General features: G+C 37.1%; 18 protein-coding genes. 13 read left to right on the forward strand and 5 right to left on the reverse strand.

From position 1 onward, the window contains the following. Positions 1-191: 191 nt before the first annotated feature. The 5 genes from speB (at position 192) to MPH60_RS22955 (ending at position 5,824) form a co-directional block, all read left to right on the forward strand. Positions 192-1,130, forward strand: coding sequence for an agmatinase (speB, locus tag MPH60_RS22935; RefSeq protein WP_241591952.1), 939 nt, complete (start codon positions 192-194; stop codon positions 1,128-1,130). A gap of 42 nt (positions 1,131-1,172) precedes the next feature. After that, a complete protein-coding gene (locus MPH60_RS22940) occupies positions 1,173-2,540 on the forward strand; it encodes an APC family permease (protein ID WP_241591950.1) in 1,368 nt (455 codons plus the stop codon). A 43-nt stretch (positions 2,541-2,583) separates the two neighbouring features. Further along, positions 2,584-4,227 carry an amidohydrolase gene (locus tag MPH60_RS22945; protein ID WP_241591948.1) on the forward strand — a complete coding sequence of 548 codons (1,644 nt, stop codon included), beginning with the start codon at positions 2,584-2,586 and terminating at the stop codon, positions 4,225-4,227. Positions 4,228-4,330: 103 nt separating this feature from the next. Next, the gene (locus MPH60_RS22950) at positions 4,331-4,909 is read left to right on the forward strand and encodes a TetR/AcrR family transcriptional regulator (protein WP_241591945.1); all 579 of its coding nucleotides are present in this window, start codon (positions 4,331-4,333) and stop codon (positions 4,907-4,909) included. A gap of 423 nt (positions 4,910-5,332) precedes the next feature. Then, the gene (locus MPH60_RS22955) at positions 5,333-5,824 is read left to right on the forward strand and encodes a DinB family protein (RefSeq protein ID WP_241591943.1); all 492 of its coding nucleotides are present in this window, start codon (positions 5,333-5,335) and stop codon (positions 5,822-5,824) included. A gap of 419 nt (positions 5,825-6,243) precedes the next feature. Here MPH60_RS22955 and MPH60_RS22960 read toward each other — a convergent pair whose 3' ends face one another. Both MPH60_RS22960 and MPH60_RS22965 read right to left on the reverse strand, forming a co-directional pair. Then, entirely contained in the window at positions 6,244-6,774 is a 531-nt protein-coding gene (locus tag MPH60_RS22960) for a PadR family transcriptional regulator (protein WP_241591941.1), read from the reverse strand. Positions 6,775-6,820: 46 nt separating this feature from the next. Beyond that, entirely contained in the window at positions 6,821-8,002 is a 1,182-nt protein-coding gene (locus tag MPH60_RS22965; protein WP_241591939.1) for a YhgE/Pip domain-containing protein, read from the reverse strand. 664 nt (positions 8,003-8,666) lie between these two features. On the opposite strand from MPH60_RS22965, the gene MPH60_RS22970 reads away from it, so the two are divergent. Next, positions 8,667-9,110 carry a cell wall hydrolase gene (locus tag MPH60_RS22970; protein ID WP_241591937.1) on the forward strand — a complete coding sequence of 148 codons (444 nt, stop codon included), beginning with the start codon at positions 8,667-8,669 and terminating at the stop codon, positions 9,108-9,110. A gap of 124 nt (positions 9,111-9,234) precedes the next feature. Beyond that, positions 9,235-9,429, forward strand: coding sequence for a hypothetical protein (locus MPH60_RS22975; protein ID WP_241591935.1), 195 nt, complete (start codon positions 9,235-9,237; stop codon positions 9,427-9,429). Between the two features lie 112 nt (positions 9,430-9,541). Here MPH60_RS22975 and MPH60_RS22980 read toward each other — a convergent pair whose 3' ends face one another. Further along, complete coding sequence (locus tag MPH60_RS22980; RefSeq protein ID WP_241591932.1) at positions 9,542-9,904, reverse strand: hypothetical protein; 363 nt, start codon at positions 9,902-9,904, stop codon at positions 9,542-9,544. A 398-nt stretch (positions 9,905-10,302) separates the two neighbouring features. On the opposite strand from MPH60_RS22980, the gene MPH60_RS22985 reads away from it, so the two are divergent. Together MPH60_RS22985 and MPH60_RS22990 are read left to right on the forward strand one after the other, a co-directional pair. Then, complete coding sequence (locus tag MPH60_RS22985) at positions 10,303-11,058, forward strand: SDR family NAD(P)-dependent oxidoreductase (protein WP_241591930.1); 756 nt, start codon at positions 10,303-10,305, stop codon at positions 11,056-11,058. A gap of 234 nt (positions 11,059-11,292) precedes the next feature. Beyond that, complete coding sequence (locus MPH60_RS22990; RefSeq protein ID WP_241591928.1) at positions 11,293-12,384, forward strand: GerAB/ArcD/ProY family transporter; 1,092 nt, start codon at positions 11,293-11,295, stop codon at positions 12,382-12,384. Between the two features lie 1,033 nt (positions 12,385-13,417). Here the strand turns inward: MPH60_RS22990 and MPH60_RS22995 are convergent. Continuing rightward, entirely contained in the window at positions 13,418-14,098 is a 681-nt protein-coding gene (locus MPH60_RS22995) for a DUF1796 family putative cysteine peptidase (protein ID WP_241591924.1), read from the reverse strand. A 769-nt stretch (positions 14,099-14,867) separates the two neighbouring features. Next, positions 14,868-15,377, reverse strand: a complete 510-nt coding sequence (locus MPH60_RS23000; protein ID WP_241591922.1) for a DoxX family protein — start codon at positions 15,375-15,377, stop codon at positions 14,868-14,870. A 378-nt stretch (positions 15,378-15,755) separates the two neighbouring features. Here MPH60_RS23000 and MPH60_RS23005 point away from each other — a divergent pair, with 378 nt between their 5' ends. From MPH60_RS23005 to MPH60_RS23020, 4 genes are all read left to right on the forward strand, one after another. Beyond that, positions 15,756-16,925, forward strand: a complete 1,170-nt coding sequence (locus MPH60_RS23005) for an MFS transporter (protein WP_241591921.1) — start codon at positions 15,756-15,758, stop codon at positions 16,923-16,925. A 786-nt stretch (positions 16,926-17,711) separates the two neighbouring features. Next, positions 17,712-19,352 (forward strand): spore germination protein, encoded by a 1,641-nt coding sequence (locus MPH60_RS23010; RefSeq protein WP_241591919.1) that lies wholly within the window; start codon positions 17,712-17,714, stop codon positions 19,350-19,352. 300 nt (positions 19,353-19,652) lie between these two features. Next, positions 19,653-20,087 (forward strand): hypothetical protein, encoded by a 435-nt coding sequence (locus MPH60_RS23015; RefSeq protein ID WP_241591917.1) that lies wholly within the window; start codon positions 19,653-19,655, stop codon positions 20,085-20,087. A gap of 274 nt (positions 20,088-20,361) precedes the next feature. Continuing rightward, entirely contained in the window at positions 20,362-21,108 is a 747-nt protein-coding gene (locus MPH60_RS23020) for an alpha/beta fold hydrolase (RefSeq protein WP_241591915.1), read from the forward strand. Positions 21,109-21,390 lie beyond the last annotated feature (282 nt).

Genomic DNA, 21,390 nt, shown 5'->3' on the forward strand with positions numbered 1-21,390 from the left:
AAATAGTTTGACTTTTTTTACAACTATGTTTATATTTGGTTTTATACTAACTACCGTTAGTTAATATAATTCCGAAAGTGGGTGTTATAAATAAAAAGTAAGCTAATGAACCATGGGTTGTAAGCGATTACACAACGTGTTTGTAAAATTTGCATGGAATGATTTTCATTTAAAACCAGGAGATGATACTTATGAAATATCCACTTACACCAGATGTAAAGCCAGAGTTTTGTACAACAGGAACCTTTATGCGTTTACCTTCTCGAAAGCATGATGCCAAGCTGGCAATTGTGGGTATGCCTTTTGATACAGCAGCTTCTTTTAGGGTGGGAGCCAGGTTTGCTCCTCAAGCCATTCGCCAAGCATCCATGACCCTGTTTCCTTATCATCCTATTCATAAGGTATATCCTTTTGAACAATTGAATGCCATTGATATAGGGGATATCCCTGTTATTCCCCACAATATTCATCGAAGTTATGATCTAATGAAGGATTCCATGTTTGAATTGATGTCCAAAGGAGTCATACCGATTGGATTAGGGGGAGATCATTCTGTCACTTTAGCTAGTTTACGAGCTGCGGCAAAGGTATATGGTCCAGTAGCCATGATTCATTTTGATTCCCATACAGATACTTGGGATACATATTATGAGGAAAAATATTGGCATGGATCTCCATTTATACGTGCACACGAAGAAGGTTTGCTGCAGGCAGATAAAGTATTTCAAGTAGGAATCCGAGGTACGCTAAACCACTCTGGAGATTTACAGGCAAGTCTTGATTTAGGCTATCGTTTGATTACAACTGGTGAACTATCCAATCGTGGATTTGAAGATGTTTTGAAAGAAATCAGAAAAAAGATTGGCAACACACCTTGTTTCTTGACATTTGATATAGATTTCGTCGATCCTTCTTTTGCTCCGGGAACAGGTACGCCTGAAGCAGGTGGTTTTAGCAGCTTTGAAACACTAAAAATGATACGTTCCCTAACTGAATTTAACTTTATAGGGTATGACGTGGTTGAAGTGCTGCCTTCATATGATCCAAGTCAAATCACTTCACTTTTAGCAGCAACACTTGTACATGAATTTGCCAGCCTCGCAGCATTAAGCGAGAAAGAAGATAATTGATAATTCACTTCAACTATTTAATAAAGGAGGCAGTTCTTTGCGATGAAAGGATTACCCGAGCTTAAGCGTTCACTGAATACAAGATATGTAATTGTATTTGGACTTTCCTTTATGGCGCCTGTGACAGTCTTTAGCACATATGGCATCGCCATTGATCGTACCCATGGAATGGTTCCGACGGCATACATAATTGCCTTAATCGTCATGCTATTCACTTCATACAGTTACGCAAAAATGGTTCAGGTATATCCCACTACCGGTTCAGCTTATACCTTTGTGCAAAAAGGAATTAACTCACACCTTGGTTTTCTGGTAGGATGGGTCATTTTATTGGATTATCTTTTCAGTCCTATGATCAGCGCTTTACTTTTTGGGATTATGGTGAATGCTTACTTCCCTGGTATTCCTATCATTGCAGTTATCATTTCTTTTATTATTGCTGTGACAACCATTAATATTTTTGGGATCAAGGTTGCTGCAAATGTGAATACCTTTTTGGTGATATTTCAATTTCTTTTTATCATGATCTTCAGCCTGCTTTGCATTAATGGACTTTTAGCTGGAAAGGGTACCGGAGAGCTGTTTTCTAAGGATCCTTTTTTTAGTGCTGACGTGAATATTAATAATCTGCTTTCGATTGTACCTCTATTATGTTTTAGTTTTCTTGGGTTTGATGCGGTTACTACACTTGCAGAAGAAACCAAAAATCCAAAAAAAACACTTCCTAAGGCCATTTATGCTACGACGATAATTGGAGGGTTATTATTTGTTGCATCTACCTATTTTGCACAATCTATTTTCCCGAATTTTACTGCTTTTAAGAACCCTGATACAGCTATAGTGGATATCATGATTTATACCGGAGGGAATTTACTGAATAGTTTGTTTATTTCTGTGGTAGTGACATCTGCTACTGCTTCTGCGATAGCTTCAGGAGGAAGCGGCGCCAGGATTTTATATGCAATGGGGAGAGATAATGTTCTGCCTAAGAGGGTTTTCGGATATGTTTCTCCAAAATTTCAAACGCCCATATTCAATATCTTGATCATTGCCTGTGTTGCAATGAGCGCCGTATTTTTGGATATCGCGACGGCTACTTCTTTCATTAATTTTGGAGCACTGTTTGCTTTTACATTCGTTAATCTTTCTGTGCTTATCCATTATTTTGTGAGACAGAAGCAGAGATCTCCTAAAGGTATCATTTTATATTTCCTTCTTCCCTTAATAGGCACCGGCATAACCATATTGTTTATGACAAAGTTGGATATCCATTCTTTGGTATTAGGAATCATTTGGATGGCAGTAGGGTTCATTTACTTATTGTACTTAACAAAAATGTTTAAGGAACGTCCTCCTGAACTGAATTTTACAGAGCAAAAAGAAGAGTTTGATGTAAAACTAGTTCAATGATCAGTTACTGTTTAATTATTTTGAATGAAAAGAGGTAAACTCCATGGCTATTAAAAAAGCGGATATCATTCTTTCCAGTGATGCTATTTTCACAGGGCTTACACATGAGCCAATGTCTGGTGCAATTGCGATCTTAGGTGACAAAATTATGAGTGTAGGATCAAAAGTAGAGATTGAACCTTTTATAGGAAGTGGGACAAAAGTATTTAACTATGGCAATCAATTGATCATGCCTGGATTTCATGATTTTCATCTCCACATTATGTTTAGTGCACTAAGTTTAAATAGTATTAATTTATTTGAAGCCAGATCAGCTCAAGAAGTGGCTGCAAAAGTACTTGCATTTTCTAAAGAATGTTCTGAGGAAGAATGGATTATCGGCATGCAATGGGACGCAGGTTATTGGCATGATAAACAAGAGCCCCATTATAAAATTCTTGACGCTCTCATTCCAGATCGACCTGTCGTTCTTTTTCATGCTGAAGGTCATTATACATGGGTGAACAGTAAGGCCATGGATTTAGCAGGAGTTACTGAGGATATAAGTGATCCTGATTTTGGTCGCTATGAAAGAGATAAGAATGGTTTACTTACCGGCATTTTATATGAGGAAGCCCAGCAAATCGTATTAAAAGAGGCACTACGATTAACACAAAATAAAAAAGAAACGATATTAAAAGAGTTTTTACGATTGTTATCACAATATGGTATTACTTCTGTAAACGATTTGTTTGCGCCAATAGATGACTTCCTTCAAGACTATGATCTTTTCGAGAAATTGGATAAGCAAGGAAAATTAACGACTAGATTTCATATCACTCCTGAATTGGATGGCAATTTGGACAAAGCTCAAATAATGAGAAATAAATATGAATCAAAGAAACTGCAATTCTCAGGATTAAAGCAATTTGTCGATGGAACAGTCACGGGTCATACCGCTTACTTCCTGAAACCTTACTCCGATCAATTGGATATTTGCGGTGATGCAGCTCTAAATCCAGAAGTATTGATTGATCGAGTTGTTAAAGCGGATGAACTTGGATTTAGAATCAGGTTTCACGCTATTGGAGATGGGGCAATCCGTTTAGCTTTAGACGCTTTTGAAGAAGCTGTACGCAAGAATGGAAAAAGGGACTCAAGGCATACAATCGAGCATATTGAAGTAATCGATAAGGAAGACATTGAACGTTTTTCAAAACTGGGGGTCATTGCCTCCATGCAGCCTGATCACATGGCGGCTTCATCAAGAGAGGTATATTCTTCAATTATAGGTCCTGAACGGGAAAAAAATGTTTTCCTGACGAAGTCGCTTTTACATTCAGGTGCATCTTTAGCTTTAGGAACGGATTTTCCGGTTTCCATCTCATTAAATCCAATGCGGCAAATATATACGGCCATTACAAGAGTGGATAGTAGCGGGGATCCGCAAAACACATGGCATCCTGAACAAAAGCTCACTTTGGCAGAGGCATTGCGAGCATATACATATGGCTCAGCCTATGGAAGTTTCAGGGAGCATGAGCTAGGCACGATAGAAGCGGGGAAACTTGCCGATCTTGTGGTTTTAGACAGAAATCTTTTCGATATTCCAGAAAGTGAAGTGCTCAAAACTAAAGTGGAACTTACAATAAATGATGGGAAAGTCGTGTATAAAAGCGAAGAAACTTCTTTATCCGGCATATTCTAATTCTCTTATCATTCAGAGGAACAGAGGTAGCAAATATTTAGTTTAAAAAAGGAAATGTGTTTATAATGATATTAACTAACGTTAGATAGTTTGGGGGCTCATTATGACAAAAAATGAAATTAAAAACATTTCCTTAACACTTTTTACTAAGTACGGATATGAGGGAACCGCTTTATCGGAAATTGCCAAGAGGGTAGGTATACAAAAACCTTCAATTTATAACCATTTCAAGAGTAAGGATGACCTTTTCTTGTGTCTGTTTGAAGAAATCCTGGAAGAGCATATACACCAGGTCGAACAATTTGTCGAAGAAATAAATACACTCTCTTGCGAAGAAAAGTTAAAGCACATCCTTCTTGATACTTGTAATTATTATAAAAACCATGAAGATAAAGCAACATTTTTAAAGCGGGCAATGATCTTTCCGCCGGAGCATTTGAAGCACATCTTGAATGAAAAATTCCTTAAATCCGAAGAATTATTTTCCGCTATCTTACATGATATCTTTGTCGAAGGAATTGCCAAAAAAGAAATACGCCAAGGAAAAATCGAGAACTTAATCATGTCTTATCTCTGTTTGATTGATGGGATATTCATGGAATTTTCTTATTATGGCAAAGAGAATATGGAACCTAGAATTCAGAATATATGGGAAAATTTTTGGTATGGACTGAGTGGATGATACGTTCATACATTTCATAATCTAATTTTGAGTTTGTCTACAGTTTTTAAGGGTGTGTACAATATTTATCGTGGATAGGAACGCAGGGCACTCGCTTTCCGCGGGCGGTCAGGGAGCCTCCTGGGGTCTCCCTTGGACACGCCTCTCCCGCAGGAGTTTCGTACCTAATAATCGAATTCTCTTCCAATTCTCCTGGACCATCAAACATATAAAAGATGACTTTACGCTAACCAAAATGGTTATCGTAAAGTTTCTTTTTCAGTTAACACAACTTATGATAAAATTAGTTATCGGAATTTTCAAAATAACGGAACATTCATTGTTCCGTTAAAGGGCCAGTATAATAGCTATCTATAACCGCCGCAAATGATTTTTTACCAAAAGGATTAACTATTAAAGGGATTAAATTGGAGGGAATAGAAAATGGATGTAAAGACCCTTTTGTTACAGCAATGGGCAAGCTGCTTAGATGAAGAAGACTGGTTTCCACCACTTGAAAAAGTGCTAGAGGACATCACTTTTGAACAGGCAATTTGGAAACCAGCTGATGGGACAATGAATTCCATTTGGGAATTAGTTTGTCATTTACTTTTCTTTGAAAAGAGATATCTGATGCGATTTCTTGGTGAAACAGCGAATGAACCACAGGCAGAAAATAATGACTCTACATTTCGATTACCAACTGAGACGTTAGAAAATTGGAAGGAAACAAAACGAGAATACTTTTATGTTCATCGTGAACTTGGAAAAATACTGGCAAAATCAGAACATGAAGATTTGTATAGACAGGTTCCAGGAGATAATTCATTAGTGCTTGAACTGAAGAGTTTAGCAATGCACGACGCATATCATATTGGGCAAATTGTATTCCTTAGTAAAATGCAAGGTGCTTGGGCAGCGAAACGCAGCTTTTAAAAAAGCTTCATTAGCTTTACAGTTATTCCATTATAGGGGGGCTTTAAGGGTATAAGAACGGGAACGTCCATATCGGACGTTCCCATATTTTATACCTGAAAAACAACAAATCTATTTAACAAAGCCTACTTTTTATAGGGAAGAAACCTCATTGTATTGAAGAAATTGGCGACACTCCTGCCGAACAACTGGCTAGCCGAGACCCCACAGATTGCGTCGAGGAAATTTGGCAGGCAGTCGGTGGAAAGGGAGCGAATTTCTGAAATCAACACGAAATTGTCTACAGAAAAGCTATGTGAATATAAGATTTCACATAGCTTTTATTTCTGGTTATGCGATTGTGCTAATTTCTGAGTATTTGGCAATTACTTCCATATTTCTTTTGATCTAAAGTTTGGAACGCTTGCCAAAAAGTAAACTCACAATTCCTTTGTCTTAATCCTTTTAATTAACTCTTCAAACCAATATATTGTGTGATCTGTTCTGGTCGAAAAATAGCCATCCAAAAATTCACGAATATTCTCGTTGCCTTTAGGTTCTGGCTCGAAATTCCCAAGCTGCTCCCAAAAAGCCTTGATGGACTTTACTTTTTTTTCTAATATATCTACTACTTTATCCCGATCTACATACTTGATGTTGGCTAAACCTACAATCATGTCCTTCATTTCATCCGCATTTTCAAATAATTTATATATTTTTTTGGGTAGTTCCTCACGACCCTTAGCCGTAATCGCAAATACTTGTTTATCAGGCCGATGTTCTTCTTTTATCACTTCAACTGGCTCGACTAAACCTTGTTTTACCAATGATTCAAAATGGTAGTACAGTTTGCTTTCCGTTAACCCTCCTAGGCGATCCAGTGGAATGGGCTCTGAAAGCTGCTTTTTTAATTTATAAGGATAGTTCATATCCTCCATCAGCTTGCTCAGTATAAAAATTTGAATAGACATTTTCTACGCTCCTTTAAGAAGTATTATCTCCTTATTGTAGCAAAACCTAAGCTGTGATTTCAGCCGGATTCTTTTCAACTTCTGTTTCAGAAAGCTGTCCAGGCATCGGTTTTTGAAGAAACGCGACAATAGCCATATTAATTAACATCGCAACGGCACCAACCGCAGCCATTGACCAAATATACGGACTTGGACTGATGCTGCCAAATAGGTTTGCAAAGTACGCTTGCACCGAGTAATACATCGGTGAAATGTGGCTCATCCATTCATAAGGTAAATGCATCATATCACGTGTGATAGTGGCACCATTTGCTATTGTTTGCATTAATAAAATCGGTAAGTTTAGAATCATGCCGCCTTCACCAAATAAGAAGATTAAAATCGCGGTGAAATTAAAACATACCATATAGTTTAGTATTTGTTGACCTACTATACCGAAGAATAGGTCACCGCTTGGCTTATCAATTAAATACGCTACACCTACAGCAATGACTGATGAAATAACTGCAATCAATAACGCAGTCAACTGCACATAAATGAATAAGCGTGTTTTACTAGCTTTTCCGCGGCTGGCTCTAAATGCACCTACTATTTGCATCGCTCCGATCATCGCCCCAACATAACCGGCCATTGTTAAGAACATGGGCAGCATATTATGATTCATGCCATCTGGTATTTCGTTGATTGTAACGACATTTCCTACATACGATTTCTCAATCTTTTCCGCTAATTCAGCGGCTTGTTTTTCTGGTACATTAAAGTTCATCAATACGCCCTGAGCTGTTTGCTGCGAGAATTGAGTGCTAAACTGGTTGTTAATTTCAGTTACGATAGCATTCATGGTAGAAGAAACGACTGTTGCTCCTGCCTCATTTATTGTAAAGTCGATGCTTGATGACGCTTCACCTTTTTGGATATTGGCAGAGAAGGTTTTTGGGATGTGTACGACTAATGCTAAATCATTTTGTTCTAATTCTTTTAAGGCTTGTTTATTTGTTATATCTGTCTCGATTTCTTTAAAGGGTAAATTTTCTTGTAACTGTTCGGCAATCATTGCTCCATTTTTACCAGCATCATCATTGATGATGGCGATCGGTAATTTATCGACATTTCCTGGAATGGCTGTATAACCGGGCAAGAAGATGCCTAACATGGCAACTGCATAGAAAATCCCCATAAAGATTGCCGCAGTTGCACCTCTTGTTTTTAAGAATGCAGTAAATTTCATATGTTGAATCCATCCTTTTAATTTAATTTCAGTACTTTACTCAATTTAAAGTACTCTAATTTGAGTAGTTTAAATTGAGTACTTTGTATTTTATTTTATTTTTTTAAAAAAGTCAATTGAAAAATTTTATGTATATGAAAAAACTCCCAACAAAAGCAGAACGTCAAAACCTCTGCTTTGTTGGGAGTAACTATTAGGGAGGGGGTTCATTTGGATTCCTATCGTGAAGCCGGTGCCGCATATCTTCTTTACTTGGCAGATTAGTATGACCAAAGGTTCAAAGAACGAATCCAGAGATGTGCAGTCTTCTTTTTTATCAGGCTTCATTCTTCAAATCATCAATATCAAAAGCAGTTTGTTGTATTTAACCGTGATGAGAGCGTTTATTTTACCGTTTAATGAGTCTCTTAAATTCGTTGCGATTTTTCTCAGGATTCGGCTCCTTTTCAAAATTTTTTTTGCTAAACATGACAAGTCATTTCGGTTAATTATTTGATTATTGATTTACTCTGCCGGAACAATTTTTCTGTGATTACTCAAAAAGTAGCTGTCTTTAAGTACTTATCTAACTTAAAAGATAAGCTTTAAAAATTAAGCAATCTTAATTTATGAGCAATGACATTAATGCAGTCTTTTTTTCATACGATATTTTTGGGGTGAAAAAATGGCAAGAGTAAGTTACCGGAGCTCAGACGTCGACTTAATGGCAAGGATGATGAGAGCAGAAGCCGAAGGTGAAGGGAAACAAGGGATGTTATATGTTGGAAATGTTATTGTTAATCGTCTTAAAGCAAATTGTATAGACTTTATAGATCTAAGAACAATTCCACAAGTCATTTTTCAGATACAAGGAGGAAATTATTCTTTTGAAGCTGTTCAAAAAGGTAATGTATTTTATCAAAGAGCAAGATCTGCTGAAAAAAGATTAGCAAAACAGAATTTGGATTATTGGAGAGAACACCCAGGGAAATATGCCCTTTGGTATTTTAATCCATATGCCCCATGCCCGCCAACATGGTACGATCAACCTTTTGCTGGTCAATTTAAAAATCATTGTTACTATGAACCAAAACCTGGAACATGTGCAAGTGTTTATACAGGAGGTTGACTGGGAGCTATTATTTTATTTCAAGGGGCTGAGATCAGCAGCTCCTTTTCTTATGCAGCAAAGGGGAACTCCAACAAGTAGTTAAAATAAAGGAAATGACGGATTGTTGTTTGGGGGATTTTTAGTGGAGGCTATCATATTTATTGTTTATTTTACTGTTGGGTTATTCATTCTCTATATAGTTATTGAAACAGCAGTAAGAAAAGGAATTAACCATTCAATTATCGGTCAACATCTTGAAAAAAAGTATGGAATTAAAGAAGAAAAAAAGTCTTTTCTTGATGATGATTTAGATAATGAAAATAAAACGGATCATTAAAATAAGGAGGTTGCTGCAGCAACTTTTTTTTTGTGGGAATTTTTTAAAAAGTTAATTCAAAAAGACAACAATGGTTTTACTCAAACAGATGCCAGTTGTCGGAAAAGTACACCTATTCAGCGTCTTTCCGAGGGCGACGAAATTCTCCGTAGAAGACCTTCCGCTTTTCTGGTTCGGATTCAATATTTTCGATGAAAGCTGTTTTGGCTTCCTCCAGTAACAACCCCTTCAAATTCCGAAGCTTTATTGGTCCCACTCCTGGTAACTTATTAGGTATAAGAACCTCGAAATCCCCCTGCCGTTTATAAAAACGAATGCTGCCAAGCCCCGTTCTTTCGACTTTCCCCAAGGTATATGTGAATTCAAATCGTTGCTGAATGAATGAAGATAACTCAGGCAGCCCTAAACCTTCATAGAGAGGAGGGAATTCATGATAAACTGGAGGTTCTTTGAATGATATTGAAAAGATCTTCAAATGGATACTCCTCCTTTGGTGAAATAAAGACAGACATACGTTGCCTATATTATTGTGCTATGGTCCGTTTTTTTAAACATCCTTACAGTGCTCGTGCTTTCCTGTAATCAGGAACCGTGGATTTTATTAGGGCAGCATCGGTACTTTCCCTTAAAACAATATCAACTAAGTTAGCCGAATTTGATAGGAATCAAGATGGTTATAAATGGGTGCTGAAATTCAATATGTAATAGCAATAAATCTTCAGCAAACGTGCGCGATTCTTTAATGGGGTCGCTTTTTTCAATGAGCTAACGTGACACTTCAATAAGAAGTCTATGGTATTAAAAATAGATAAACCGATAAAACTTTAAGTGGAAGGTTATTAGATGGTACTTAAGTTGAAAGGGGCTTAAAGGATGACTGAATTAAACGGGAAAGTAATTATAGTAACAGGTGGGGGGAGCGGAATCGGAAGGGAGTCTGCATTACAGTTATCAACAAAAGGTGCATCCGTAGTAATCGCAGACTATAATGAAAATTCTGCCAATGGAGTGGTTGCTGAGATAGAAGCAGCATCTGGTATGGCAGCTTCCTATAAAGTTGATGTATCTAAAGGTGATGAAGTTAGTGCTCTGATTGATTGGACAGTAGAAAGATTCGGTACCTTAAACGGGATCTTTAACAATGCTGGAATAGGTCTGGTAAAACCTTTCTTGGAGATGGATCCAGAATCATATCATCGGGTTATTGATGTTGACCAACACAGTGTATATTATGGGATGTATTATGGAGCTAAAAAAATGGTTGAATTAAATGTAAAAGGAACTATCGTTAATACAGCATCCATTTATGGAACAATGGCAGCAGTTGGAAGCTTTAATTATAACGCAGCTAAAGCAGCTGTGGTCATGATGTCTAAATCTGGGGCATTAGAGTTAGCTGAACACGGTATCCGAGTTGTAGGTGTGGCTCCAGGATTCATCGATACGCCAATACTTGGTGACAATGAAGAAGTGAAAAATGCTTTAGCTGCACAGCATATGCGGGGAAAGCTCATCCAGCCGAAGCAAGTGGCCAGCGTAGTTACGTTCTTGTTTAGTGAAGGAGCTAGCGCAATTAATGGTCAAACAATTCCTGTTGACGATGGTTTCCTAAGTTTCAAATCTAATTAAGATATTCTTAAAAAAAGACTTTACGGTGTAAATTCGAAAATTCTCGATTTCACACCGTATTTTTATGTAATTTATAGTTAATTAGTTTTTTAGGTCTAATACATGGTAGAAATGTATACCGACGTAATTAGAAATGTAACCTTCCCTTCAGTTGTAGTCCCTTTGAATAAATCACTCCTGTTAGAGCCAGATTATTAACATAGGAAATACGAGTGATATAAATGAGGGGCCTGTATGAACCAAGCTGGTGTGAATGAAAAGTATAAGGTATCGCCATTCTATGTGTTTTTTTTACTGCATTCCATGCAAACTGGATTAGGTGTGTTAAATTTTCAAAGAGATTTAGCTAAGGCGACGGGGACCGATGGCTGGATTTCCATAATACTAGCCGGACTGATTGTTCATATATTAATTTGGCTTATATATAAGATTTTTAGCTTTGTTCCTGGTGATATCATTTCTGCTAATAATTATGCATTGGGTAAATGGATAGGGAATTTCTTCAGTCTTTTATTCATTATTTATTTCTTTGTCCTTGGAATGACGATCATTATCGGCTATATAAATGTCATTCATGTTTGGATGTTTGAAGAGGTACCTTCTTGGGCGTTTGCTTTGGTTTTCCTGCTCCTGATTTATTATATAAATGCGGGGGGGTTCCGAACCATTACGGGTATTGCCTTTTTAACTGTAATCGTTTCATACTGGCTTTTATTTGTACCGTTATATGGTTTTAAATATGCTGATTTCATTGGTTTTCTTCCCATTTTCGATCATACTTTAATGGAAATAATGAAAGGAACTAGAAGTACTTCATTATCAATGCTTGGTTTTGAAATGCTCCTGATGTATTATCCGTTCATCAAAGATCCTGAAACATCACAAAAATATGCTCATGGAGGAGCCTTGACTACTACGTTATTGCTCCTATTACTTTATTTTGTTTCAACAGTCTTTTATTCACAGAAACAATTGGTCCTTACCCTATGGCCAACACTCTCATTGACCAGTGTCATTGAATTGCCCTTTATTCAACGGTTCGAATACATAACTGTTTCTTGGTGGACCATCGTCATCATTCCCAACATGGTCATTCCTTTGTGGGCTGCCAGCCGGGGTGTCAAACGCTTATTCAATGTCCAGCAAAAGTATCCCTTATGGGTAATGTCCATATTCATACTACTTGTCAATATATTTTTTTTCGATGTCGATTCCTTATATGTATTAAATAAAATGATCAATCCATACAGTGTGTGCTTCCTTGTTTTATACTTGCCGCTTCTTTTGGTTTTAATAAGCATAAAAAAAAGGAGGAAACGTTTATAATCCAATTATCACTGCAGTTTTTTTAAGAAAAAGCTCCAGGTGATTTCAGAAATCCGCTCCCTTTCCGCCAACTGTCTGCCAAGCCTCCTCGGCTCAAGCGCCTGTGGGGTCTCGGCAAGCCAGTTATTCGGCAGGAGTGTCGCAAATTTCTTTCATCTAATAAGGATTACCGAAAAAAACTTATAGGATAAACTAGTCTTAAACATAAGTAGGGATGAGACCAGCCTGAAGTTTTTTTAAGAAAAAGCTCCAGGTGATTTCAGAAATCCGCTCCCTTTCCGCCGACTGTCTGCCAAGCCTCCTCGGCTCAAGCGCCTGTGGGGTCTCGGCAAGCCAGTTATTCGGCAGGAGTGTCGCAAATTTCTTTCATCCAATAAGGATTACCGAAAAAAACTTATAGGATAAACTAGTCTTAAACATAAGTAGGGATGAGACCAGCCTGCAGTTTTTTAAGAAAAAGCTCCAGGTGATTTCAGAAATCCGCTCCCTTTCCGCCGACTGTCTGCCAAGCCTCCTCGGCTCAAGCGCCTGTGGGGTCTCGGCAAGCCAGTTATTCGGCAGGAGTGTCGCAAATTTCTTCCATCCAATAAGGATTACCGAAAAAAACTTATAGGATAAACTAGTCTTAAACATAAATCAGGATGAGACCAGCCTGCAGTTTTTTTAAGAAAAAGCTCCAGGTGATTTCAGAAATCCGCTCCCTTTCCGCCAAGCCTCATTAAAGCAAGCGTCTATTTTTAAATGAGCTATTACAGATCTTCAATCATCTTAGTTTTGGTCAAATTTACAATAAGTCTTATGTAGTTAAGGCAGGTTAGTTAACGCAGCTAGCTTACATTTACATCCAATCATTTATAGCTTTATTCAGATCCTTTTAGGAAAGCAACTTTTCATTTTGGTATATTAATTTGAAAGTATTTAATAAAAAAAAGCCAGGAAACCCTGCCTATATTAATGAAACCCTGCTTAATATATTTATCTCTTTATGAAATACTTCATAAAGGAGAAGGCGCAGCTAAAAGGGTCATCTTTTTTAATTTGTTAAAGTTATTCCTTTTAAAACCTGATCCCAAATGGCATTATTACTGGGATCATTACGAGGAACTTGTACAAAGCAAATCCCATCATGTGGCCAGTTCATGTCTTTAACTCCTTTTAAACCATCTACCGGCTGCATAAACAATAAGTTAAACTTACCCGTTGTAAGTTGAGATAAAATAGATTGTAATTCAATAATATCTTCATAGTTCGCCGTTGACCATTCATATCTGATGAATAAAGTATTTTTACTTTGTTCGATTTTTGTAAGGAAATTTTGGATGCGTTGATTCAGCTTATTTTTAAAAGCTGGATATTGAACGATCCAATCTTGGTTTGGTATCTTCGGAAAATCATGAACGGAATCGATCTTATATTGGCTATCATGAACAAAATGTGCTTTTGATGGTTGAGTACCCCCTGGTTCAAGAACAACATTTCCTTCATCAACAAAATGAGCGAGTATATTTTTCTCATGCATATTTTCTAACTCCATATATCCCTCGAATTTATTCTTTAATAATCTATTTACTTCAGGGAGAAAACCAGATTGAACCCAATCCAAGGGAAATGAATGCCTTCTTAAATTTAGCCTCTTTGTATGGAGGGCAGGACCACACCAGCTGCCCAAACCAGCGATCAATTCATATGATCCTTTTATGTCCAATAAATTCAAATAATCACTCCTCTGCTTTTTAATATTCTATAACCGAGCAATTCTATTTGATTGGACAATTAAAAAATGTGTGTAAAAAAGGTGTCAACGCGAAAAAAGGTTTCCACGGAAGCTTTTTCATTGTTGAACTATAGAAGTAAGATACCAAACTTTTCTTTTACCGAAAGCAAGTTCGTGAAGTATTGTACTTAAACTAACAGGTGCGTTCGTTCATTAGTAAGCTGTGGCGATCAGCTCTTTTCTCATGGAGCTAATGGGGCAGGGGAGTTCAAAATTTGAATACTTTGGAATATTTTACGTTTATAAATAATTACTCTTTATTGTTATTATTTTCTCAAAGGTTACTGATAATGAGTTTAATTTAATATGATATCGTTAATTCACCATTAAGGAATGTGGTTTACTGTGAGTTCAATAAATAAAATTAACTTAGTTACAAAGTTATTAATCTTTTTAATTTTCATCTCTTTTAATACATATATTTGTTTTTATGCAAAAGACAAAACAGAGGGCATAGTTACTGTGTGTATAGGTATCTTTCTAGTGACTTTAGTTGCAACTATTGGATTTCTTCTAGATAAGAAGCAAAGGTAATCGGATTTTCTACAAAATACCTTCCATAAAAAGGTGAAGGAAATTGGGAGCAGTAACAGACGTTGCATTCAAATAAGTGAATGTGGGATGCAGAAATACTTTACATAATCACAAGATCAGCAAAAAAAAGGTAGGGATCACTATCCCGACCTCTTTTTTTATACTCTATTTTTTGTTAAGCTACATTTTTTACCCCTCTTGTTCTGTTAGCAAATAGTTTTTCTTTAAGAGTAGGTATAATCATACCATCTACCCCATACCTTCCTGCATTCATAGCAGAAACAAGGATAAACATAGATAATAGAATAAGTTGTGGATTGGTACTTGTCGTACCACTAAACAGATAAGAGAAGTTCATAACTAGACCAAAAAAGACAGCTGTTTTAGTGCAACAACCCACTATTAAACCTATCCCGACGAGGAATTCTCCCCAAGGTACTAACATATTGAATATCTCTACATTAGGAATGGCTACATTCTCAAGAAATATAACCCACCATCCCTGAACAGCCGGATGCTCTCCAGTTGCATTTGCCAAAGCACCCTGTAAGAAACCAGAAGCATCAAATTGTCCGCCTGTTAACTTCCCCCATCCAGCCATAACCCACGTATATCCGAGATACACACGCAACACAGCCAAAAGGATGGAGACATTTTTGTTATGCTTTAAAAGATCAATAAACATACTTTTCCTCCCTAAAATTTATAAATAATAACTAGAAGCTATGATAACACAATTGAAAATGATTTTCATTATCATTTATGTAAATAGATATAAACAATCTCCTTTTAATACAATTTGAGGTAATATAGCCTACACTAAAAATATATAGAGGATAGGAGCGGTATTTAGGGCAGCTTTTTTCTTATGGAACTATAGGGGGCAGTTTAGTTACCTAAGGAATATGTTGCAAAAAGGGATTATTACTGTTAAGGCGAAATAGTTATTAATTGGATTTATTCTTAGATTTGTCGATTAATTATGTTTATCAACCAACGGGTGCTTTAGTTCATTACCAGGAGCTGAACATCTGCAATTTATTATTTAAGGGGCGGTTTCGAATTGAAAAACAGTAACATTTGGATATTAAGCTTCGTTAGTTTTTTTACAGATATGGGTACCTATATGGCGACTCCTTTAATCCCAATTCTTCTTGCTTCGTCAGGTCCTTTAATTATTGGGATTATAGATGGTTTATCAGAAACCCTGGCTAGTTTTTTGAAATTTTTCTCTGGTCGTCGTTCGGATCGTCGGAAAAATAGAAAAGGGTTTGCTTTGTTTGGTTATGGCTTATCAGGTCTAGGAAGAATATCTTTGATTATTTCAAGTTCTTGGGTGGGCGTTTTCATATGGAAACTGATAGATCGTACGGGAAAAGGGATACGAACGGCTCCAAGAGATGCTCTTATATCTGAGTCTGGAGGGAAAAATAAACAAGGAAGAGTCTTCGGATTACATCAAATGATGGATATGTTAGGTGCTTCTATCGGGATCGGAGCTGCTTATTTCATATTACAGATGAGTGGAAATCAAAACTTTCATAATGTTTTCTTGTATTCTTTAATCCCTGTAATTATTGGTTGGTTCCTGTTATTGGGCATAAAGGAAAGAAAGAATGAACCAATAGTTAAAGAAATTCCACCTACCACGAAACCTAAACTTGACTTGAAACTTCTAAATCCAAATGTAAAAAAATTATTGTTTATTGTATTTCTCTTTACTATTGTTAATTCATCAAATTCGTTTCTTTTACTAAGAGCAGCAGATTTAGGAGTATCTACTGCTAATGTTCTATTATTATATCTACTCTTTCATCTTACTGCGTCTTTATTTTCATATATTTCCGGAGCGTTTTCAGATCGCTACGGACGCAGAGGTATACTAACTATAGGATATGCGCTATATGGATTTGTATATATTGGTTTTGCGGAAGTAAATACAACGATTGGTCTAATCGTTCTATTTACGTTATACGGGCTGTATTCAGCTTTTACTAAAGGGGTTGAAAAGGCACTGGTTGCTGATATATCGAATCCAGAAAGTAAAGGAACTGCACTTGGTTTCTATGCTATGGTTACAGGGATTGGTTTATTTCCTGCTTCTTTGCTTACAGGTTTGTTATGGCAGATATTTGGTGCTGAAGTTTCATTCTTTATTAATGGGATAATCGCTTTGGTTGCATCTATTTTGTTATTTAGAATGCTCTCTATTAACGTAAGGAAAGCAACATAGGCTTAAATGATTGATAGAATGCTTACACATCGAGGCTGCACCTGTATACGGTAGCACACACAAGTGGTTAGGCAGATTATGAACAAAGAATGAATATACTTCCATTAAAAAAGGCGATTCATTAATCTGAATCGCCTTTCTTAATGAACTAACAGGTGCTTTACTTCAATAAATGAGTTGCTTTGGCAGCTCTTTTTCTTATGGAACTATCGGGGCAGGTTAGTTCTACAAGCACAATGTAGTCGAACTGTGCTGTACTTTCTTAAAAAATACATTGAACCTCTTACAATTTTCTCCTTTTCCAGATAAAATAGTTGCTGATAGTTTACTACTAATTTCAACTCTAAAGGCGGTAGTCCCAATTAAATTTCTTCAAAAAAATGAAACCAATATTTATATAATTCTTCTAGTACTCACTACAATTAATGGATTTTTTAATAAAAGCGCAGACGAAGGAACACTAGATATTATTATGGTTTTTGTCTTTTTCATAATTTTAATTATCAAGGTAACATTGATTTTTTATAGAAAAAGAGATGTTGATTAAGCAGTTTTAACACAGTTTGTGTCAACACTACAATAAATCTTAATGAACTAACGGGTGCGTTAGCTGAAGATCGGAGCTGTCTTTAAGGCAGCTTTTTCTTATGGATCTAAAGGGGCGGTTAGTTCCATAAAAAAGACCTAAATATTAGATTTAATAGTATCGTTGGGAATGATGGTATCCATAAAAAACAATTTTTTTGGACAGAATAAAAAGAAATAGAAATGAAAGAGGTCCGGTCTATGGTTTCTTTTTTCAAACAAAGGGGACAAATGAAGAAACGTGAGAAGCGACGGATTGATGAAAAAGACCCATCTAAAGGTAAAACAACTGAACTTATTGACAGCTCCATTTCAGCCAATCTGGAAAAGGTGAAACAGAAAACAGGTAACAGTCCCGACATTATTATCCGAAAGTTGAAAATCAGTCAAAATCCTGAGATTAAAACGACTATTTTGTATGTGCAGGGTCTGATTGATAATCCAAGCGTTACTGACTTTTTAATTGAATCCATCATGAAAAATCCTCATCTTAAAGGAAAACTACTTCCACAAGAAGCGTTGGAGGTAATCTCTAAAGACGTGGTTTCTCTCGGTGGTGTAAAAACCGTAACGGACTGGAAACAATTATTTTTGTCATTATTATCAGGAGATAGCATCATTTTTGTTGACGGAATAAACATAGCCCTGGTTGCAAGTACAAAAGGGGGAGAAAGGCGTTCCGTTCAGGAACCTAGCACAAATTCGGTGGTTCGCGGTTCAAGAGAAGGATTTACGGAATCGAATGTAATAAACATAGCCCTAGTACGCCGCATCATTAACAGTCCGGATTTATGGATAGAATCGATGAAAATTGGGACGGTGACAAAGACGGATGTTACCATCATGTATATAAATGGAATTGCCGAAGAGAGGATAGTCGAGGAGATTAAAAAGCGCTTAAAAAGAATAAATATCGATAGTATTCTTGAATCTGGATATATTGAACAATTGATAGAAGATCAGGTCATGACCCCATTCCCCACCCTTGATTATACAGAAAGACCGGATAAGGTCGCTGGCAACCTCCTTGAAGGAAGGGTAGCCATTTTTGTAAACGGAACGCCTTTTGTCCTGGTGGCGCCTGCGTTATTTATTCAGTTCTTTCAATCTGTCGAGGACTACTATGATCGCTTTGATATAGTCTCAGCAATACGTTTTTTACGTGTTTTTATTTTTTTTATTTCTCTAATTACCCCGTCTCTTTATGTGGCAGCTACAACGTTTCATCAGGAAATGATTCCGACAAAGCTGCTCATCATTATTGCAGCGCAACGGGAAACGGGGCCTTTTCCGGCAGTTATCGAAACATTGATTATGGAAATTACATTCGAACTCTTACGAGAGGCAAGCATACGGATGCCCAAAGCAATTGGTTCAACTATGTCCATTGTTGGTGCTCTTGTAATTGGGCAGACTGCAGTCGAGGCTGGCATTGTATCGCCGGCAATGGTCATCATCGTATCAATCACCGCCATTGCAAGTTTTGCGACCCCTTCCTATGCCATTACAATTTCGGCTCGCTTGCTACGGTTCGTATTTATTATTTGCGCAGGCACAATGGGTTTATATGGTATGATTTTAGTCTTTTTTGTCGTCGTAGTTCATTTATGTAGCCTACGTTCATTCGGAGTTCCTTATATGTCACCACTTGCTCCACTTAACCCGGAAGGACTAGGCGATACTTTCTTTAGGAGACCAATGTGGGCGTTTAAATACAGACCCGAATTTTTAAGCTCCAATAATAATTTGAAAAGGGAAGGCGATAATCAAAGGCCACTGCCTCCTACATCACGTGGAATAAAGACTTCTAACATAAAAAAAGGTGACGGCACTAAATCGTGACAGCTTTTGTTAGCTTAAGATCAGAGCTGTTTTTAAGACAGCTTTTTCCTATGGAACTAACGAGGCAGCATTCCTGTAATTAATGAAATGAGTTTTGAGCACACCTTTCATATTAAACAAGAACAGCTAAGTTTGTGATTTAATACACTTAAACTAACAGGTGCGTTAGCTGTAGATCTGAGCTGTCTTTAAGGCAGCTTTTTCTTTATGCAACTATCGGGGCAGGCAGGTTAGTGGGAGAAGGGAAATTTCGGTGAGATAGCGAATTATGCAATAAAATGAAACTAAAGGTGATTAGCTATGACCACAAGTGATGTGCAATATCTACGCTCAGGATTAAGAGTCAGGTGTGAAAAGGATGTAAATCCATCAGTAAGACGAACTTGTTTAAGCTTTGCGGTTTGGTTACGTACATATATGGAATTTCCTGTAAGGGTTGTTGTATATCTAAAAACGGATTATCAACTTAAAACCAGAGATACAAGAGAACTGGCAAGTGCTACTTTTTTTGCACCTTATGATAAAACTGTTGAACCTTACATAAGAATTGCAACAGGAGATTATGAAGAATTAGTTTCAGAAAGAGGGAAAAATGATGCTTTATGGGCAATTTTACGCAGCATGGCTCATGAGATAATCCATTATCAACAATGGTTAGAAGATAAGGAAATGGATGAGAAAGAAGCAGAAAACGGAAGCGAAGAATTATTAGATAGTTACTATGAATTTTTGTAATTGATATTCTTGTTGAACAAACAGGTGCGATAGTTGAGATCCAGAGCTGCCACGTGGTGGCTTTTTTGCTTAATGAACTAAAGGGGCAGTTTAGTTGAAGAGAGGTTTTTAACTTGTGTTCTACATTCGGGCCATATCCTAGAATAAGGAAGGAAATTAAAAGGTGCTTCTTGAATTGTAAGTTAAGCCCGAAAAAAGCAGGATTATTTAAGAAGATAACATAGTTTTAGTTATTAAATTATAAGATTAAATTATAATGAATGGAGGGATTTCAATGGATTTGTATTACGAAGTTAATGGTAATGGTCATCCTGTGGTTCTCCTTACCGGTGGTGCTGATGTACGGAACTGGACATTTGTTGCATCTCTATTAGCGAAACACTACAAGGTCGTTGCTTTTGACGGACGTGGGACCGGGAAATCACCGACCCCTTTAAAAGATGTCAACCATGTTGAAGATTTGCTGTCGCTGCTTGATCATCTAGAAATCAATCAGGCGACACTTATCGGTCACTCAATGGGTGGCCAAATTGCCACTGAATTTGCTCTAAATTATCCTGAAAGGGTTTCAAAACTTGTTTTGCTTGCGCCTGGATTATCTGGGTTTAGCTATTCAAAGGAATTTGAAAAGAATATGAAGGCGATTCATGAAGCTGCCCCCGATATCGGTAAGATGGTTGAGCTTTTGCTCAGTGGTCCATCGTATCGTGTTGTAAAGGTGAGTCCTCACCTGAATTTGATGGTTCAAATGTTCCGGCACCATATGAAGCGAATGTTTGAATGGCCGGCTGTTAAATTGATTTGGCCGCAACCACCGGCCATCGAAAGATTAGGAGAATTGACGGCCAAAACATTATTGATAATCGGTAAGGAGGATTCACCCGATAACCTTCGTGTTGCCAATTACTTTCGAAAGCACTCAAACGCTCGAATCATAGAAATTCCAGGTGCTGACCATATGGTCAATCTCACCCATCCCGAGAAGCTATATCGTCAAATTACTGGTTTTATGAGGGAATGAAACGTTTACAATGCCAAGGACTCCGGAAAATCATTCGTCAGTTTTGTAACTTATCTAAATTATAAAACGGGCGATAATATAATATTAATAGTTCAATTAAAGGGCGCTTTTCTTTAATAAGAAGGCGGCTTTTTGCACTAGATTCTGGAACAACCTATTTTAGGGATTGAAATATATTAAAGTTTAGAAGAGATTGTGAAGGTTTCTACTTAAACTATAGGGTGCGTTAGCTGAAGATCGGAGCTGTCTTTAAGGCAGCTTTTTCTTTAGCAACTATCGGGA

It is taken from the genome of Peribacillus sp. Aquil_B1, assembly GCF_022603275.1.
Classification (GTDB): domain Bacteria; phylum Bacillota; class Bacilli; order Bacillales; family DSM-1321; genus Peribacillus.

Coding starts and splice junctions, on each gene's coding strand:
- speB (WP_241591952.1), top strand. CDS start 192: ATGAAATATCCACTTACACCAGATGTAAAGCCAGAGTTTTGTACAACA.
- MPH60_RS22940 (WP_241591950.1), top strand. CDS start 1,173: ATGAAAGGATTACCCGAGCTTAAGCGTTCACTGAATACAAGATATGTA.
- MPH60_RS22945 (WP_241591948.1), top strand. CDS start 2,584: ATGGCTATTAAAAAAGCGGATATCATTCTTTCCAGTGATGCTATTTTC.
- MPH60_RS22950 (WP_241591945.1), top strand. CDS start 4,331: ATGACAAAAAATGAAATTAAAAACATTTCCTTAACACTTTTTACTAAG.
- MPH60_RS22955 (WP_241591943.1), top strand. CDS start 5,333: ATGGATGTAAAGACCCTTTTGTTACAGCAATGGGCAAGCTGCTTAGAT.
- MPH60_RS22960 (WP_241591941.1), bottom strand. CDS start 6,774: ATGTCTATTCAAATTTTTATACTGAGCAAGCTGATGGAGGATATGAAC.
- MPH60_RS22965 (WP_241591939.1), bottom strand. CDS start 8,002: ATGAAATTTACTGCATTCTTAAAAACAAGAGGTGCAACTGCGGCAATC.
- MPH60_RS22970 (WP_241591937.1), top strand. CDS start 8,667: ATGGCAAGAGTAAGTTACCGGAGCTCAGACGTCGACTTAATGGCAAGG.
- MPH60_RS22985 (WP_241591930.1), top strand. CDS start 10,303: ATGACTGAATTAAACGGGAAAGTAATTATAGTAACAGGTGGGGGGAGC.
- MPH60_RS22990 (WP_241591928.1), top strand. CDS start 11,293: ATGAACCAAGCTGGTGTGAATGAAAAGTATAAGGTATCGCCATTCTAT.
- MPH60_RS23000 (WP_241591922.1), bottom strand. CDS start 15,377: ATGTTTATTGATCTTTTAAAGCATAACAAAAATGTCTCCATCCTTTTG.
- MPH60_RS23010 (WP_241591919.1), top strand. CDS start 17,712: ATGGTTTCTTTTTTCAAACAAAGGGGACAAATGAAGAAACGTGAGAAG.
- MPH60_RS23015 (WP_241591917.1), top strand. CDS start 19,653: ATGACCACAAGTGATGTGCAATATCTACGCTCAGGATTAAGAGTCAGG.
- MPH60_RS23020 (WP_241591915.1), top strand. CDS start 20,362: ATGGATTTGTATTACGAAGTTAATGGTAATGGTCATCCTGTGGTTCTC.